Consider the following 15,243-nt stretch of genomic DNA (forward strand, 5'->3'; position numbering starts at 1 on the left):
CATGCCAGTTCGCAGCAACATCGTTGGCATCGACAGCCCCGAAGCGCTGGAGAAGGCGCTTCGGGCGGCCTATTACCTCGCCGATGAAGGGCTCGCGACCGCGGCCTATCTCGGCCTTGCCCTCGGCAAACCGCTCCTGCTCGAGGGCGCCCCCGGCGTCGGCAAGACCGAGGCCGCGAAGGCCATCGCCGCCGTCCTCGGCCGCCGCCTCATTCGCCTGCAATGCTACGAGGGCATCGACGCCTCGGCCGCGCTCTACGAGTGGAACTATCCACGCCAGATGCTCGCGATCCGCCAGGCTGGCGACGAGAGCATCGACATCTATGGCGAGACGTTTCTGATAGAGCGGCCGATGCTGGCGACGCTTCGCGCGCCCGACTCCACCGTGCTGCTGATCGATGAAATCGACCGCGCCGACCAGGAGTTTGAGGCGTTCCTGCTCGAATTTCTCTCGGACTTCCAGATTTCGATCCCCGAACGCGGCACAGTGCGCGCGGCCGAACGTCCTGTCGTCGTGCTGACATCGAATCGAACGCGCGACCTGCACGAAGCCTTGCGCCGCCGCTGTGTCTACCACTGGATCGACTATCCCACCGAAGAGCGGGAGGCGCGTATCGTGATGCTGCGGGCCTCCAGCGTCGCCGAGGCGACCGCGCGGGCCGTCGTCGCGGCCGTCGGCAAATTGCGCCGCGAGCCGCTCAGCAAGGCACCAGGCATCGCGGAAGCCGTCGACTGGGCTGAAGCGGCGACGCTCCTTCACAAGGGCGGTGCGCGCTGGCCCGACGCCTTCAGGCGCTCGATCGGCGTGGCGCTGAAAGACGAGGAAGACCTGCACTTCATCTCGCCACGGCTCGACGTCATGCTCGCGGAGGCAACCGCATGAGCACCGAGCCGGAGCTTCCGCGCGCCGCCCGCATCTTCGTCTCCTTCGTCGCGCTGCTGCGCGCCAACGGCTTTGCCGTCGCGCCCGAGCAGACCACCTCCTATCTCGCCGCGATCGAGCTGCTCGGGCCGCGCGACCTCAACGACATCAGGCAATCGGCTCTGGCCACGCTCGCCCCGCCACCCGAGCGCCGCACGACCTTCGACCGGCTGTTCGACCTGCACTTCCGCGGCAGCGAAGCCATCGAACATGTCGATGACGGCGAGGACGACGAGACTGTCCGGCTCCAGGAAGAGGGCCGCGGCGAACAGGACCCCCTGTTTTCCGACGAAGCCAACGAATCCGGCCTCAGTGCGACGCGCACCGAGGCGCTGGTGGAGCGCCGCTTCGCCCAGCTCTCCGCCACCGACGCGCTCCGCCGCCTGGCGCGCGAGGCCTCCCGGCGCCTGCCGCAGCGTCGCGGCCACCGGCGCATGCGCGCCCGCCGCGGGCCGTTTGCCGACCTTCGCCGAACCCTGCGCGAGTGTGTCCGGAACGACGGCGAGATCCTGCGGCTCGGGCACCTGAAGCGGCGCCCGCGCCGACGAAAACTCCTGCTGCTGATTGACGTCTCCGGCTCGATGAAGACGCGCACCGAGGAGAACATGAAGCTCGCGCATGCGCTGGTACAGGCCGCGCCCAATGTCGAGGTCTTCACCTTCGGCACGCGGCTGACCCGCGTCACCCGCCCATTGCGCCTCAAGCGTCGCGAGCAGGCGCTGAGCGCGGCGGCGCACCTCGTCAGCGACTGGGATGGCGGCACCCGCATCGGCGACGCGCTGCAAGCCTTCCTCGCGGTGCCGCGGTTCGGTGGTTACGCGCGAGGCGCGGCCGTCGTCGTCGTGTCGGACGGGCTGGAGCGCGGCGAAGTCCATGCGTTACGCGACGCGGTCGCAAAGCTGTCGCGGCGCGCCTGGCGCGTGAGCTGGCTGACGCCGCTCGCGACGGGCCCGGACTTCCGCCCGCAGACCGAGGCGCTGGTGGCCATAGAGCGCTTCGTCGATGATCTCGTGGATGGCGGTTCAAGCGCGTCGATTGTCGCGCACATTCTGACGTTGGGACGGAGGAGAGCGGCGTGAGCGACATTGTCGACGGCCATCATCACATCTGGCGGCAGGCCGACCTGCCCTGGCTGACCGGCCCAATGCAGCCGCGCATCTTTGGACCCTACGAGCCGATCCGTCGCGATTATCCGATCCGGGAATATCTCGACGACCTCAAGGACACCGGCGTCACCCGTTCGGTCTATGTCCAGACCAACTGGGCCAACGACCGTTTCGAGGATGAAGCCGCCTGGGTCCAACAGACTGCCGACGAGCACGGCTGGCCGCATGCCATCGTCGCCTACGCCGATTTCGCCGTCGACGACGTGCGCCCGCAACTCGATCGCCTGAAGCGCTACCCGCTCGTGCGCGGCGTGCGCATGCAGCTGCACTGGCACGACAATCCGCTCTATCGCTTCGCGGCCAAGCCCGATCTCTGCGTCGATCCCATGGTCCGCCGCAACATCGCACGCCTGGCCGACTACGGCTGGAGCTTTGACCTCCAGGTCTTCACGCCGCAGATGCCGGACGCGGCGCAACTCGCCGAGTCCTGCCCCAGGGTGACCTTCATCCTCCAGCATGCCGGCATGCTGGAAGACCTCTCGCCGGCGGGCCGGGCCGCCTGGCGCGCCGGGATGGCCCGGCTCGCGGTCTGTCCGAACGTGGTCTCAAAACTCTCCGGGCTCGGCACCTTCATCCATCGCAACGATCCCGCACACATCGCGGCCGTCCTTACCGATACCGTCGCGATTTTCGGCGCGGACCGCTGCCTGTTTGGCTCCAATTTTCCGATCGAGAAATTGTGGACCAGCTATCGGGAGCTCGTCGACGCCTTTCGTGCCGCAGCCGCGAGGCTGACGACCGAGCAGCAGGACGCAATTTTCGGGACGACGGCAACGCGCGTCTACCGGCTTTGACAGACAAGAACAGAACAGGGAGGGAAACGAATGGCGCTGGAGATCAAGATCCTGGACTATGGCGATATCGAGCTGGAATCGAGCTTTCTGGTCCTCGGCCGCGACTGCGGCCGCACGCGCCGCGTCCTCACCCTCGGCTTTCTGATCCTCGGCGGCAAATATCCGGTCGTGGTCGATACCGGTTACCGCTCCAACCAGATCATGGAAACGCTCGGGATGCGCGGCCTGCAATACCATGAGCACATGATCGAGAACCAGCTCGCCCGCCACGGCGTGCGCATGGGCGACGTCCGCTTCGTCTGCCACACCCATCTGCACATCGACCACGCCGGCAAGGACGATCTGTTTCCGATGAATACGACCGTCGTCCTCAACCGGAAAGAACTCGAATATTCCGTCTCCGGCTTGATGCATCCGCAATATCCGGCGCCCGACATCAAGCATCTCATCGACCGACTGCACACCAAGAGTGCGCTGCGCTTCCTCGACCTCGAGATCACAGGTCCTATCGAGCTGATGCCCGGCGTCTATTGCGATGCGGCCAATGCACATACCGAGGGATCGATGAACGTCATCGTCGAGACTGCCGACGGCATCGCGACGATCTGCGGCGACGTGATCTACGACTTCAACGACCAGATCGTCACGCCATTCAACGAGATCCACGACTGGGAGCCGCGGACGACGGGAAACCACGGCACCAGCAAGCGGGCCGAGAAGGCATCGATCAAGAAGCTGCTCAGCAATTCGCGCTATCTGCTGCCGGTGCACGACAGGCCGGCCAAGATCGAGGGCGGCATGGTCGTCGGACGGCTGCACGACCAGGTCCCCGGCCCGATCGTGCAGTCGCTGCCTGCGCGCAACTGGTTCCCTGCCTGACGTGACCTGAGGATATCGACCGATGACGCACGTCACCTTGCGCTCCGAATTCGAGAGCCTGATCGACCCCTACGCGCCGGTCGCGCAGGTCGGAACGGGTTTTGACTTCACGGAGGGGCCGATCTGGCATCCGGTCGATCACTATCTCCTGTTCTCGGACATGCCGGGCGACGTGCGGCGGCGCTGGGATGCGCGGCGCGGCGTCGCGGAGGTCAAGCGCCCGTCGAACAAATGCAACGGCATGACCTACGATGCCGAGCTCAATCTGATCGTCTGCGAGCACGCGACCTCGTCGCTGATCCGTGAGCGACCGGACGGGCGGCGCGAGGTGCTGGCCTCGCACTTCCAGGGACAGGAGCTCAACAGCCCCAACGACGTCTGCGTGCACTCCTCCGGTGCCATCTATTTCTCCGATCCCTGGTATGGCCGCATGCCGGTCTATGGTGTCGAGCGGCCGCGCCAGCTCGGCTTCCAGGGCGTCTATCGCGTCATGCCCGGCGGCGAGCCGACGCTCGTGGTGGACCGCAATTTGTTCGACCAGCCGAACGGGCTGTGCTTCTCGCCCGACGAGAAACTGCTCTATGTCAACGACACCGTGCAGGCGCTGATCCGCGTATTCGACGTCAACGGCGACGGCTCGCTGTCGAACGCGCGCGTGTTCGCGAGCGGCATCCGCTCCGAGCTGGAGCCGGGCCTGCCCGACGGCATGAAGTGCGACCAGCATGGCAATGTCTGGGTCACCGCCCCCGGCGGTGTCTGGGTCTATTCGCCGCGCGGCGAGTTGCTGGGGAAGGTCCGCGTGCCTGAGCTCGTCGCCAACCTTGCCTGGGGTGGCCCGGATTTCCGCACGCTCTATCTGACGTCGACGCATTCGGTCTATGCGATCCCGACCAAGGCCGGGCCGCGTCATGAGCCCTATATGAGCGGCAAACGCGGCAGCGGCGGCGCAAGCGCCGGCCCCGCGGCTGCGGCGCCCATCCTCGCCGACGGCGAGATGCGGCTCGATCCGAGCCGCTGCGCCATGATCATCCAGGATCTTCAGAACGACGTCATCATGGATGGCGGCGCATTCGCCGAGTCAGGCGCACCGGGTCATGCGAAGCAACAGCATGTGGTCGAGAACGTCCGGCGCTTGGCGGAGACAGCTCGCGCGCGCGGCGTCGCCATCATCCATGTCTGGTTCGTGGTCGAGCCCGGCGCACCCGGCGTGACGCTGAACGCACCGCTGTTCGAGGGTCTCGTCGACAGCAAGGCGATGGTGCGCGGCAGCTGGGGCGCCGCCCCGGTCTCCGGCCTCGAGCCGCGGCCCGGCGATTTCGTCGTCGAGAAGATGCGGATGAGCGCCTGGGAGGGCACCCGGCTAGAGACGATCCTCAAGGCCACGGGGCGCGACATGATCATCAATACCGGCGCATGGACCAACATGTCGGTCGAGCACACCGCGCGCACCGGCGCCGACAAGGGCTATTTCATGATTGTGCCGGAAGACTGCTGCTCGACCATGAATGCCGACTGGCACTCCGCCTCGATCAATTTTGCCATGCAGAACGTCGCAATCGTCACCCGGGCGGACGCCGTCATCAGAGCGCTGGGATGAGTGGTGGCAAAGCTTTTGCACCTCTCCTGCTCGCCCCGCGCCGACTCCGAGTCGAGCGCCGGCGCGCGCGTCTTTCTTGACGGGTTTCGGCAGGCCCGTCCGGACTGGGATATCGACGTCGTGGATCTCTGGCGCGAGCGGCTGCCGGAATTCGCAGGTTCCCATCGTCGAGGCCAAATATGCGCGCATGAAGGCGCAGCCCTTCAACGACGCGCAACGGGACAGCTTTGCCGAGGCCGAGCGGATGGCGCTGCGCTTTTCACTGGCCGATCGGGTGCTGATCTCGACGCCGATGTGGAACTTCAGCATTCCCTACAAGCTCAAGCAATGGTTCGATATCATCGTCCAGCCTGGGCTCACCTTTCGGTTCGATCCCTCCCTGGGATATCTCCCGCTGCTGAAGGACCGGCCGACCACGGTGATCCTCGCCAGTGGCAGCGATTTCGCCACCGGAATGAACCGCGGGCGCATCGACATGGCAACGCCTTACCTGCGGGAAATTTTGCGCTTTATCGGTATCAGCAATGTCCGTTTCGTGCCGATCGGGCCAACCACCGGACCGCAACAGCCCATCGAGGCTGCCCGCGAAAGAGCCCATCAGCACCTCGCAGCAATGGCAGCGAACTTCTGAGCACCGTTGAGGCCGCTGCGTCGCTTCGCGACATCTATCGAAGCAAGCTGCGTATCACCTGCGAACGCTAATCACGGCAGGTTGTCCCGCAGAAAAATGTCGATTCGGATGCGCTCCTGGTCGGGGCTGATGGGCTCACCCGAACAATGCGCGAGCAGAACTCGCGCCGCAGACCGCGCCTCGTGACCGGGATCCTGGTTGATGATGGCATCGAGCGTGCCGCGGACCAGGAAACGCCGCGTGTACTGGGTCAGCTCGTGCGTGATCCAGACCACTTCGCGCGCGCGGCCCAAGGCCTCCAGCGCATTGGCGATGCCGCGGTTCCCGGCGCCACAGCAGTAGATGCCGCGGAGATCGGCGTGGCGCGCCAGCAGCGCGGCCGTGAGCTCCCGCGTGCGCTCGCTGTCGTCGCGGCCTTCGATCACCGGCAGCGCGAGCAGGTTCGGATACTCGCTGGACAGGATCTGGTGGAAGCCGAACTGCCGCTCGGTGTGATCGCGCAGCGATAACGATCCCGCGATCACGGCAACCTTCCCCTCGCGGCCGGCGAGGAAACGCCCCATCAGCGTTGCCGCAGTTCGCCCCGCGGCCGGGTTGTCGATACCGACATAATGCAGCCGCCGCGAGCTCGGCGCGTCCGACACCAGGGTCACCACGGCGACCCCGCGCGCGGCGAGCTCGTCGATCGCGGCGCGCACCCTGGGATGGTCGAGCGCGATGACGGCGACGCCCTGATAGGCCGGCGACAGGTTTTCCAACGCACCAGCGAGCACATCCGGATCGAACACGTCGACATGGAGGATATCGATGAAGCCGCGGTGGCCGGCGAGCCAGTCCGCGGTGCGTTGGACCTGCTCGGCCAGGTTGGTCATGAAGCTGTTGCTGCCGCTCGGCAGCACGAAGGCGAAGCGGAACGTCTGCCCGCGGGCGAGCCGCGCGGCCGCGACGTCGGCACGATAGCCGAGTTTTGCAACCGCAGCTTCGACACGCGCGACGGTCTTGGCACGCACGCCCTCGCGCCGGTTGACGACTCGGTCGACGGTAGCGAGCGAAACGCCCGCGGCGCGTGCGACGTCCTCAAGCGTAGCGCGAACCGTCGGCTGGGTCGCGCCAGCTGTCATTCCCGCGCCGCCCACAGCATGCCGCGGGTCATCAACGTGCGGATCTCCGGTACGTCGAGCTCGTAAGCGCGGTGGCCGAGCGAGGAGTAGAACACCCTGCCCGCGCCGTATCGCTTCTTCCAGACCACAGGCATCACCACGCCGTCGATCCAGGGCGCGTGCTCGCCCGTGAAGGTCGTCGTCGCCAGCACCTCGTTGGCGGGGTCGACATGCATGTAGTACTGCTCGGAACGATGCTCGAAACTCTTCAGCCCCTTCATGATGGGGTCATCCGGCTTCGTCAAGTCGACCTTGTAGTCGATGATGTTGCCGGGATGCGCGACCCACTGCCCGCCACACAGGAACTGGTAGTCGACGGACTCGCGGAACGCATCGCACATGCCGCCATGATGCCCGGCCAGCCCGACGCCGCCACGCACCGCCGCGCAGAGATTGAGCGCTTCCGCCTTCTCGATCTTCGACATAGTGTAGATCGGGATGATCAGCGACAGATCGTGGATCGCAGGATCGGCGAAAGCCGCCGTCGTGGTCTCGACCCGGACCTCGAAGCCTTCCGCCTTCAGCCAGCCGCGGATCATCGAGGCACAGAGATCGGGATCGTGTCCCGGCCAGCCGCCCCATACAATCATTGCCTTGCGCATGGTCATTCCCTCAGTCGATCTGTCCGGTTTCACGTCCGGCCGGCAGCATCGCCGGCCGCTCGACGCAGCTCCCGATCTTGACGCGGCGTCCTTCGTCGGCGGAGGTCTGGAATGCCTCCATCACCTCGAGCACATGGAAAGCGAGCGCGCCGCTGGCGCGATGCGGGCGGTTGTTCAGGATCGCGGAAGCCATGTCGGCCACACCGATGGAACGAAACTCGCCGTCGACATGACCGTGGGTCAGCGGCACCGGCTCCCATTCACCGCCAGTCTTCGCGACCTGCACCTCGCCGCCGAACCGGTTCGGGTCCGGCACCAGCATGCTGCCCTTGTCGCCATAGATCTCGATCGGCGCGTGCCGGTGCTTCGGCACGTCGAAGCTCATCGCGATCGAGACGACCGCCCCGCTCTCGAATTCGAGCGTGCCGGCGACATGGGTCGAAACCTCGACCGGAATCAGGGTGCCGTTCATCGGCTGGCTGGTGACCAGCCGTTCGGATTTCGGGCGCGCCGTCGAGCCCATCACGCTTGCGACCGGGCCAAGCAGCTGCACGAGATCCGTGATGTAGTACGGCCCCATGTCGAGCATCGGCCCTCCGCCGCGAAGGTAATAGAAGCCCGGCGACGGGTGCCAGCGCTCATGGCCAGGGCCCCCGAAGAAGACGCTGCCCGCGACCGGCGTGCCTATCGCGCCATCGTCGATCAGCTTGCGCGCGGTCTGGTGGCCACCGCCAAGAAACGTATCGGGCGCGCAGCCGACGCGAAGGTCCTTCTGCGCGGCGAGATCCATCACCTTGCGGGCTTCCGCAACGTTGATGCCGAGCGGCTTCTCGGAATGAACGTGCTTGCCCGCGTTCAGCACCGCGAGGCTGACGTCGGTGTGGGCGAGCGGCACTGTGAGATTGATGACGATCTCGACATCCTCTCGCTTGAGCAGTTGATCGACCCGCATCGCCGGCAGCCCGAAGGCGGCACCCTGCCGCTCCGCCGCATCGCTGCTCATATCGGCGAGCGCCTTGATTTCCATGACCGGAAAGCGCTGGGCCGCCTTCAGATAGGCGGTGCTGATATTGCCGCAGCCGATGATTCCGATGCCGACTTTTCTCATTGTGATCTCCGTAAGGTATCGTTCATCCCTTGACCGCGCCTGCGGTGAGGCCGGCGACGATGTGCTTCTGCGCCAGAAGAAAGAGAATGATGGTTGGCAGGATGGTCAGCGTGATGAAGGCCAGGATCAGGTTCCATTCGGACGAATACTCACCCTGATAAACCATGATGCCGAGCGGCCAGGGATAGAGCGCATCGGTGTTGAGCATCACCAGCGGCAACAGATAGGCGTTCCAGCTGTTGACGAAAGTGATGGTCCCGACGGTCGCCAGGATCGGTCGCGACAACGGCAGCGTCACATAGCGGAAGAATTTGATGTAGCTGCAGCCGTCGACCAGCGCGGCCTCGAGCAGTTCATAGGGAATGTCCTTGAAGAAACGCCGCAGCAGCAGCACGCTCATCGCGAGGCCGAAGGCCACCTGCGGCAGCGCCACGCCAAAATAGGTATCGAGCAGCCCGAGATCGCGCACCTTGATGAACAGCGGCAGCACCGCGGTCGCCGCCGGAAACAGCAGGCCGAGCGTCAGGTAGCTCAGCAGCATCGATGAGCCGTAGAACCTGACATGGGCGAAGGTGAACGCCGCCATCGAGGCGACGATCAGGGTCAGGGTCACCGTAAGCGTCGAGATGATCAGGGAGTTGCGCAGAAGCTGCCAGTAGCGTGCGGAGAACAGGATGTCGGCATAATTCTGCCACTCCCAGTGACGTGGCAGGCCGAACGGATTGACGCGCAATTCGCCGAGCGATTTGAAGCCGCCGAGCAAGGTCGCGAGCAGCGGCACCAGCACGAAGACGGCAACGACGGCGAGGAACACCGCCTTGAACAGCACGGCAGGATCGAACGGCGTACGACTGGTCTCGGTGCTACTCATCACGCATGAACCATCGCTTGTACGTGAAGGCAAAGGTCACGCAGATCGTGAACAGAATGACGCCGATGGCACTGCCATAGCCGACCCGCATGCGGGAGATGCCGTTGTTGTAGAGGAAGCTCACCAGCGTGTTCGAGGAGTCCGCGGGCCCCCCGCGCGTCAGCGGCATAACGAGGTCGAACAGCTGCAGCGAGCCGACGATGGCGAAGAACACCGAGAGCCGAATCGTCGGATAGAGCAAGGGGATGACCACATGTCGTAGGGCTTGCGAACGCGTCGCGCCGTCGATGCGCGCGGCCTCGATCAGGCTTTTGTCGAGGCCCTGGAGCGCCGCGATGAACAGCATCATGTGGAAACCGAAGTACTTCCAGACGACGACGATCAGCACAGCCAGCATGGCCGTGTCGGTCGAGGCCAGCAGATGCGGGGGCTCGGCGCCGAAGGTACGCCAGATCGAGGCGACAAGGCCGTAATCGCCGTCGTAGACGAAGCTGAAGATCAGCCCGGTCGCGATCTCGGCCAGGATATAAGGCATGAAGAACAGCATGCGCAGCGCCACCGCCCCGCGAAAGCGTTCGGCGAGCATCAAGGCCAGCGTGAGCGCAAGCGGCAGCTGGATGGCGAGCGAAACAGCGATGATCAGCCCGTTGTTGCGCAGCGCGAGCCAGAAGGCGCGTGTCTCCAACACGAAACGGTAATTGTCGAAGCCGATCCAGTTGGTCGGCCTGCCGAACCCGTTCCAGTTGAAGGCCGAGTACCAGGCCGCCTCGCCGATCGGCAGCACCACGAACAGCGTGAACAACAGCAGCGCCGGCGGCAGGAACAGGATCAGGACCGTCAGCCTGCCGTCCCAGCTCGGGCCGCGGTTGGCGACCCGCGGGACCAGCTCACCGGCAACGTCCATCGCCGACACGCTCGCGGCCCGGCGTGCCACCGTCAGTTACCCTGCTTCCACGCCGCCTCGATCGCCTTGGCCGCGTCTTGCGGGCTCATGCTGCCGCCGGCGATCTCGGCGGTGACGTCGTTGACGACGCGGCCAACCGAGGGGCCGAGGCTCTGGTCATAGAAGTTCTGGTGGTAGTTCGACTTCGCCAGATTGGCCGCGATCAGCTTCATGAAGGCGTTGTTGAGACCGGCATCCGCTCCCTGCACCACCGGGATGATGAAGTTGCCCGCAGCAAGCCGCGTCTGCACGTCCCTGGAGACGAAGTATTTCAGGAAATCGACGGCCTCCTTCGGCGAGCCCTTGGTGATCAGCCAGCCGGTGATGCCGCCAAGCGTATCGGTTGGCGCGCCCTTGCCGCCGGCCACGACCGGGAAGTCGAACCAGCAGATCTTGTCTTCGCTCAATCCGACCTTGTCGGCGGCAAGCGCACGCTGCAGATGATAGACGGTCGAGATCGCGAGCGTCATCGCCGCCTTGCCATCGCCGAAATAGCCGACGGCCTGCGGATTCTTGAAGCCGAGGAAACCGTTCTGGAACGGCTGCAGATCGACCAGCTGCTTGAACAGCTCGCCGGATTTCTGGAAGGTCTCGCCGGCGAAGCCACCATTCTCGCCCTTCAACGCCGCATCGAACGCCGCCTTGCCGCCGACGCGCACCGCCAGATGCGTCCAATAGAAGTGCAGCGGCCATTTGTCGGCCCCGCCGACCACGATCGGGGTCACGCCGGCGGCTTTCAACGTCTTCACCGCGGCAAGCAGATCGTCCCAGCTCTTGATCCCCGCAGGATCGACCTTTGCCTTGGCCATCAGCTCCTTGTTGCAGAGGAAGCCAACCTGCGACAGCGCGGTCGGAAGACCATAAACGCGGCCGTTGGCTGTAAAGGCGGCGAGCGCTGCCGGCGTGAGGCTATCGCTGTAACCCTTCACCTGATCGGTGATGTCGTCGAGGACGCCAGCCTCGATCTGCGTCTTCAGGACGCCGCCGGCCCAGCTGTAGATGATGTTCGGCCGGTCCTTGGATTGCAGGATGGTCGGCAGCTTGGCCTTGTAGGCCTCGTTCTCGAGGAACTGCATCTCGATCTTGGTGCCGGGATGCGACGCCTCATAGGCCCGCGCAACCTCCTCCCAGATCTTCACCTGGGCCGGATTGGCTTCGATGTGCAACCACTTGACCGTCGTGTCGGCCGCGGCGGAGTTGGCCCAAAGCAGGCATGCGGCGGCGGCGAGTCCCAGCTTCCCGAGCAGTCTCATCACATTCCTCCCAACCGGCTCTTATTCTTTGGCTGCAATCCTGCCTTCGATTTTTGAGGTACGCAACTAAAATTCTGATCTATGCACCTCACGCGGGGAATGGCTAAGGTTGGCGGGACAACTGGGCGGCGCCTCGCACCGCCCGCAACGCAACTTGAGAGGTGCCCATGGCCGCCGTTTATTCCGACCTTGCCGGCAAGGTCGTTCTCGTCACCGGTGGCGCATCGGGGATTGGGGCTGCGATCGTGCGGCGCTTCGCGCAGCAGAAATCCAATGTCGTGTTCTTCGACATCAAGGCCGACGAGGGCGAACGCCTCGCACGCGAGCTGTCGGATCAGGGTCTGGCTGCGCATTTCCAGCGCGTCGACCTGACTGACATCGCCGCGTTGCGCGCCGGCGTCGCCGAGGCGCGCAAAGCACACGGCGCGATCAATATCCTCGTCAACAATGCCGCACATGACGAACGGCACAAAACCGAGGAGATGACGCCGGAATACTGGGACGACCGCATCGCGGTGAACCTGAAGCACCAGTTCTTCGCCGCCCAAGCCGTGCTGCCGGACATGAAGGCGGCGAATGCCGGCGCCATCATCAATTTCGGCTCGGTGTCGTGGATGGCCGGTCAAGGCGGCATGGCCGCGTACACGGCCAGCAAGTCGGGCGTGGTCGGCCTGACGCGCTCCCTCGCGCGCGATTACGGTCCCTACAACATCCGCGTGAACGCGATCGCGCCGGGCTGGATCATGACCGAGCGCCAGCTCGAGAAATGGATGACGCCGGCGGGCGAGATCGAACTGCAGCAGCGACAGTGCCTGAAGCGTCGGCTGGTACCGGACGAGGTCGCGAAATTCACCCTGTTCCTCGCGTCCGACGAGGCCTCCGCCTGCACCGCTCAGCACTACGTCGTGGATGGCGGCTGGGTGTGAGATGCTTTGTGGGTCGTGGGCGGGACCAGAGCTCGAACCTGGTCCCCCCGCTGACTAAGATTCAGCTGGTGACTCCGTCCAGTTGTTTGCACAAGCCGAGGTCGCGACGCCTATTGGAAAAGATGCCAATGGCACTTTCAACCATATCGCACCGATAGCGATAGTTCAGCCGTGTTGCTGCGTGGCGTTCGGACCTGCGTTGGCGACGGCCTCGCGTATCATTCCGGCGACCAGCTTCGGCGCGGTGATCGGCGATGCATGATCGACTTTCTCGGAGCGAACCTGCGCACCCATCCGTCGTGCCAGGAATAGCTGTGTCGCCGGATTGATCATTCGATCCTCCTCGGCGACCAGGTACCACGACGGCTTTGCCTTCCATGCAGCTTTCAGAGCCTTTTCCTGGATTGCCGCGACGGCAATGGGACGCTGGATCGCAGCAAGGAGCGCAGCCTGCTCAGGTCGGGCATGCTGGCACCAGGCCGCGCCAAATCGGTCGTTCGGCATCCAGAGGAAACCATGACTGTCGGGGGTGAGTTTCGGCGCCTCCGGCGACGGCTTGTCGCGATAGAATATTTGCGCGACTGTTTCGCCTTCGTCGGGAGAGAGAGCCGAAATGAAGACCAGCGACCGCACTCTGTCCTGCGTGACCGCACCAATGACGGCGCCGGCATAGGCATGCGCGACAAGGACAACCGGCCCGTCGGTCCGCTCCAACGCTCGCTCAAGCGCCGCAACATCATCCGATAGCGATGTGAGCGGGATCGGCGCCGCCATCGTCTTCAGTCCCTCGGACTGCAGTAGCGTAATGACGTGCGCCCAGCTTGAACCGTCTGCCCAGGCGCCGTGGACGAGAACGACGGTGGCGTCCGTCCCCGCGGTTTCCGATCTTCTGCTGACGTCGCGGGCGACCTTCTTGCTCGCTCGGGGATCTGCAACCGCCGGCGCGATCACGCCGAATTGTGCTGCAGCTACTGTCGTTGCCGCAGCACCAACGAAACGCCGGCGATCGTGGTTGATTTCGTCGGACATGGATCCTCCATTGCTCTGGCGGCTTGCGTTGACGCACCTCCGCTTACCCTGACCTCCCGCTATTCGGCGACGCGACCAAATTGGTTACAGGCGGAGGATCATTCCAACGATCACTTCCCGACTGCTCCCCGCCTCTGCCCCATCGCGCCAGCGGGATGACCGAAATCATCAGCACGAACGGTTCAGTGACGCTAATCCTGCGAAAGCGCGCTTCCACGCAGGTGCTAACATGTCTCACCGCGTCGTCATTGAGGGGGCGTTTGCCAGGAGCGTCGCGCGAACCTCGAAGGACCTCAGGGATGACAGAAAAGACAAAGATCGAGCGCCGCACCTTCGTCCAGGTGATGACCGCTGCATCGAGCGCCGCTCTATCACTGGCGCTTCTACCGCGACGCGCGGCCGGCCAATCCCCAAACAATTCCACCTCGAACGCTTCCGATCTCTTCGAGACAAAGGAGATCAAGACCGATGACAACACCATTTTCATCAGGCGCTACGGGAGCGGATCCCCACTGCTCATGGTCCATGGATTTCCGCGAACCAGCCTGATGTGGCGTCATGTCGCGCCGCATCTCGCCGGTAATCGCACGGTCATCTGCGTCGATCTTCGTGGATATGGCCGCAGCGGCGTTCCCGCCTCTGCGGAGGATCACTATCCCTATACAAAGCGGGCGATGGCGAATGAGCTCGTCACCGTGATGGATAAGCTTGGCTTTTCCAAATTCGATCTGGTTGGACACGATCGCGGCGGTCGCGTTTCCTACCGCCTTGCGCTCGATCACCCGGAGAAGGTGCAGCGTCTCGCAGTGTTTGACGTGCTGCCGATCTCGGAAGCCTGGGGCCACGCCGACGCAAAGTTCGCCATGACCTACTGGCCATGGAGCCTACTCTCGCAGAAGGCACCGCTTCCCGAAAAATACCTGATCGGTGCGCCGGACGCGGTATTCGACAATCCCTTCGGCCAGGGCTCATTCGGCCCCGAAGTGAAAGCGGAATACATCGAAACCTACCGCGATCCGGCTCGGGTGCATGCGATCTGCGAAGAGTACCGCGCGGCCGCAACCCTGGATATCGAGCATGACAAGGCGGACCAGAAGGAAGGCAGGCGCATTAAGTGCCCTATGCTGCACCTCTGGGCTTCCGGCGGGCCGCTCGATACATTCTACGAGCAGAATGGCGGCGCATTGGGAATTTGGAAGAAGTGGGCCGACAACGTACAAGGTCGGGCCGTCAAGGGCGGTCACTTCTTTCCTGAGGAAAACCCTACCGACACAACGGAGCTTCTAACCAAATTCCTGTCGGCTTGAACGGCAGCTGACGCCCGCGCAGATTTCGACCAGGCTGGCCATAGCCAGGCGATGG

At 64.3% G+C, this 15,243-nt stretch carries 14 protein-coding genes and 1 pseudogene; 8 read left to right on the forward strand and 7 right to left on the reverse strand.

From position 1 onward, the window contains the following. Nucleotide 1 precedes the first annotated feature (1 nt). From ACVJ5M_RS33060 to ACVJ5M_RS33085, 6 genes and pseudogenes are all read left to right on the forward strand, one after another. Nucleotides 2–883, forward strand: coding sequence for an AAA family ATPase (locus ACVJ5M_RS33060; RefSeq protein WP_354099322.1), 882 nt, complete (start codon nucleotides 2–4; stop codon nucleotides 881–883). Beyond that, nucleotides 880–2,001 (forward strand): vWA domain-containing protein, encoded by a 1,122-nt coding sequence (locus tag ACVJ5M_RS33065; RefSeq protein WP_231144503.1) that lies wholly within the window; start codon nucleotides 880–882, stop codon nucleotides 1,999–2,001. Before ACVJ5M_RS33060 ends, ACVJ5M_RS33065 begins: the two co-directional genes overlap by 4 nt. Further along, nucleotides 1,998–2,882 carry an amidohydrolase family protein gene (locus ACVJ5M_RS33070; RefSeq protein ID WP_354097012.1) on the forward strand — a complete coding sequence of 295 codons (885 nt, stop codon included), beginning with the start codon at nucleotides 1,998–2,000 and terminating at the stop codon, nucleotides 2,880–2,882. The genes ACVJ5M_RS33065 and ACVJ5M_RS33070 overlap by 4 nt, the downstream gene beginning before the upstream one ends. 30 nt (nucleotides 2,883–2,912) lie before the next feature. After that, nucleotides 2,913–3,761 (forward strand): N-acyl homoserine lactonase family protein, encoded by an 849-nt coding sequence (locus ACVJ5M_RS33075; RefSeq protein WP_028147221.1) that lies wholly within the window; start codon nucleotides 2,913–2,915, stop codon nucleotides 3,759–3,761. Nucleotides 3,762–3,783: 22 nt separating this feature from the next. Next, on the forward strand, nucleotides 3,784–5,358 hold the full coding sequence (locus ACVJ5M_RS33080; protein ID WP_063984349.1) for an isochorismatase family protein: 1,575 nt from the start codon (nucleotides 3,784–3,786) through the stop codon (nucleotides 5,356–5,358). 3 nt (nucleotides 5,359–5,361) lie between these two features. Then, nucleotides 5,362–5,989, forward strand: a pseudogene (locus ACVJ5M_RS33085) (FMN-dependent NADH-azoreductase). A gap of 71 nt (nucleotides 5,990–6,060) precedes the next feature. Here ACVJ5M_RS33085 and ACVJ5M_RS33090 read toward each other — a convergent pair. Genes ACVJ5M_RS33090 through ACVJ5M_RS33115 form a run of 6 tightly spaced genes read right to left on the reverse strand, consistent with a single transcriptional unit; the run spans nucleotide 6,061 to nucleotide 11,926 of the window. Then, the gene (locus tag ACVJ5M_RS33090; RefSeq protein WP_063986525.1) at nucleotides 6,061–7,110 is read right to left on the reverse strand and encodes a LacI family DNA-binding transcriptional regulator; all 1,050 of its coding nucleotides are present in this window, start codon (nucleotides 7,108–7,110) and stop codon (nucleotides 6,061–6,063) included. Then, complete coding sequence (locus tag ACVJ5M_RS33095; protein WP_014496439.1) at nucleotides 7,107–7,751, reverse strand: ThuA domain-containing protein; 645 nt, start codon at nucleotides 7,749–7,751, stop codon at nucleotides 7,107–7,109. Before ACVJ5M_RS33095 ends, ACVJ5M_RS33090 begins: the two co-directional genes overlap by 4 nt. Nucleotides 7,752–7,761: 10 nt before the next feature. Continuing rightward, nucleotides 7,762–8,859 carry a Gfo/Idh/MocA family protein gene (locus tag ACVJ5M_RS33100; RefSeq protein ID WP_456679570.1) on the reverse strand — a complete coding sequence of 366 codons (1,098 nt, stop codon included), beginning with the start codon at nucleotides 8,857–8,859 and terminating at the stop codon, nucleotides 7,762–7,764. A gap of 22 nt (nucleotides 8,860–8,881) precedes the next feature. Continuing rightward, entirely contained in the window at nucleotides 8,882–9,730 is an 849-nt protein-coding gene (locus ACVJ5M_RS33105) for a carbohydrate ABC transporter permease (protein WP_063984351.1), read from the reverse strand. Further along, entirely contained in the window at nucleotides 9,723–10,664 is a 942-nt protein-coding gene (locus ACVJ5M_RS33110) for a carbohydrate ABC transporter permease (protein WP_063984352.1), read from the reverse strand. The genes ACVJ5M_RS33105 and ACVJ5M_RS33110 overlap by 8 nt, the downstream gene beginning before the upstream one ends. 2 nt (nucleotides 10,665–10,666) lie before the next feature. Next, on the reverse strand, nucleotides 10,667–11,926 hold the full coding sequence (locus ACVJ5M_RS33115; RefSeq protein WP_063984353.1) for an extracellular solute-binding protein: 1,260 nt from the start codon (nucleotides 11,924–11,926) through the stop codon (nucleotides 10,667–10,669). A gap of 167 nt (nucleotides 11,927–12,093) precedes the next feature. On the opposite strand from ACVJ5M_RS33115, the gene ACVJ5M_RS33120 reads away from it, so the two are divergent. Further along, nucleotides 12,094–12,852 carry an SDR family NAD(P)-dependent oxidoreductase gene (locus tag ACVJ5M_RS33120; protein ID WP_063984354.1) on the forward strand — a complete coding sequence of 253 codons (759 nt, stop codon included), beginning with the start codon at nucleotides 12,094–12,096 and terminating at the stop codon, nucleotides 12,850–12,852. 165 nt (nucleotides 12,853–13,017) lie between these two features. Here ACVJ5M_RS33120 and ACVJ5M_RS33125 read toward each other — a convergent pair whose 3' ends face one another. Beyond that, a complete protein-coding gene (locus ACVJ5M_RS33125; RefSeq protein WP_084795227.1) occupies nucleotides 13,018–13,881 on the reverse strand; it encodes an alpha/beta fold hydrolase in 864 nt (287 codons plus the stop codon). Nucleotides 13,882–14,180: 299 nt separating this feature from the next. On the opposite strand from ACVJ5M_RS33125, the gene ACVJ5M_RS33130 reads away from it, so the two are divergent. Beyond that, nucleotides 14,181–15,188 (forward strand): alpha/beta fold hydrolase, encoded by a 1,008-nt coding sequence (locus tag ACVJ5M_RS33130; RefSeq protein ID WP_084795228.1) that lies wholly within the window; start codon nucleotides 14,181–14,183, stop codon nucleotides 15,186–15,188. The last annotated feature ends 55 nt before the right edge of the window (nucleotides 15,189–15,243 follow it).

Source organism: Bradyrhizobium sp. S3.7.6 (assembly GCF_054061875.1).

What these genes read in the sequence shown, in the direction of transcription:
- ACVJ5M_RS33090 (WP_063986525.1), bottom strand. Translation starts at nt 7,110, where the DNA reads ATGACAGCTGGCGCGACCCAGCCGACGGTTCGCGCTACGCTTGAGGAC.
- ACVJ5M_RS33130 (WP_084795228.1), top strand. Translation starts at nt 14,181, where the DNA reads ATGACAGAAAAGACAAAGATCGAGCGCCGCACCTTCGTCCAGGTGATG.
- ACVJ5M_RS33075 (WP_028147221.1), top strand. Translation starts at nt 2,913, where the DNA reads ATGGCGCTGGAGATCAAGATCCTGGACTATGGCGATATCGAGCTGGAA.
- ACVJ5M_RS33065 (WP_231144503.1), top strand. Translation starts at nt 880, where the DNA reads ATGAGCACCGAGCCGGAGCTTCCGCGCGCCGCCCGCATCTTCGTCTCC.
- ACVJ5M_RS33105 (WP_063984351.1), bottom strand. Translation starts at nt 9,730, where the DNA reads ATGAGTAGCACCGAGACCAGTCGTACGCCGTTCGATCCTGCCGTGCTG.
- ACVJ5M_RS33120 (WP_063984354.1), top strand. Translation starts at nt 12,094, where the DNA reads ATGGCCGCCGTTTATTCCGACCTTGCCGGCAAGGTCGTTCTCGTCACC.
- ACVJ5M_RS33100 (WP_456679570.1), bottom strand. Translation starts at nt 8,859, where the DNA reads ATGAGAAAAGTCGGCATCGGAATCATCGGCTGCGGCAATATCAGCACC.
- ACVJ5M_RS33060 (WP_354099322.1), top strand. Translation starts at nt 2, where the DNA reads ATGCCAGTTCGCAGCAACATCGTTGGCATCGACAGCCCCGAAGCGCTG.
- ACVJ5M_RS33080 (WP_063984349.1), top strand. Translation starts at nt 3,784, where the DNA reads ATGACGCACGTCACCTTGCGCTCCGAATTCGAGAGCCTGATCGACCCC.
- ACVJ5M_RS33115 (WP_063984353.1), bottom strand. Translation starts at nt 11,926, where the DNA reads ATGAGACTGCTCGGGAAGCTGGGACTCGCCGCCGCCGCATGCCTGCTT.
- ACVJ5M_RS33125 (WP_084795227.1), bottom strand. Translation starts at nt 13,881, where the DNA reads ATGTCCGACGAAATCAACCACGATCGCCGGCGTTTCGTTGGTGCTGCG.
- ACVJ5M_RS33095 (WP_014496439.1), bottom strand. Translation starts at nt 7,751, where the DNA reads ATGCGCAAGGCAATGATTGTATGGGGCGGCTGGCCGGGACACGATCCC.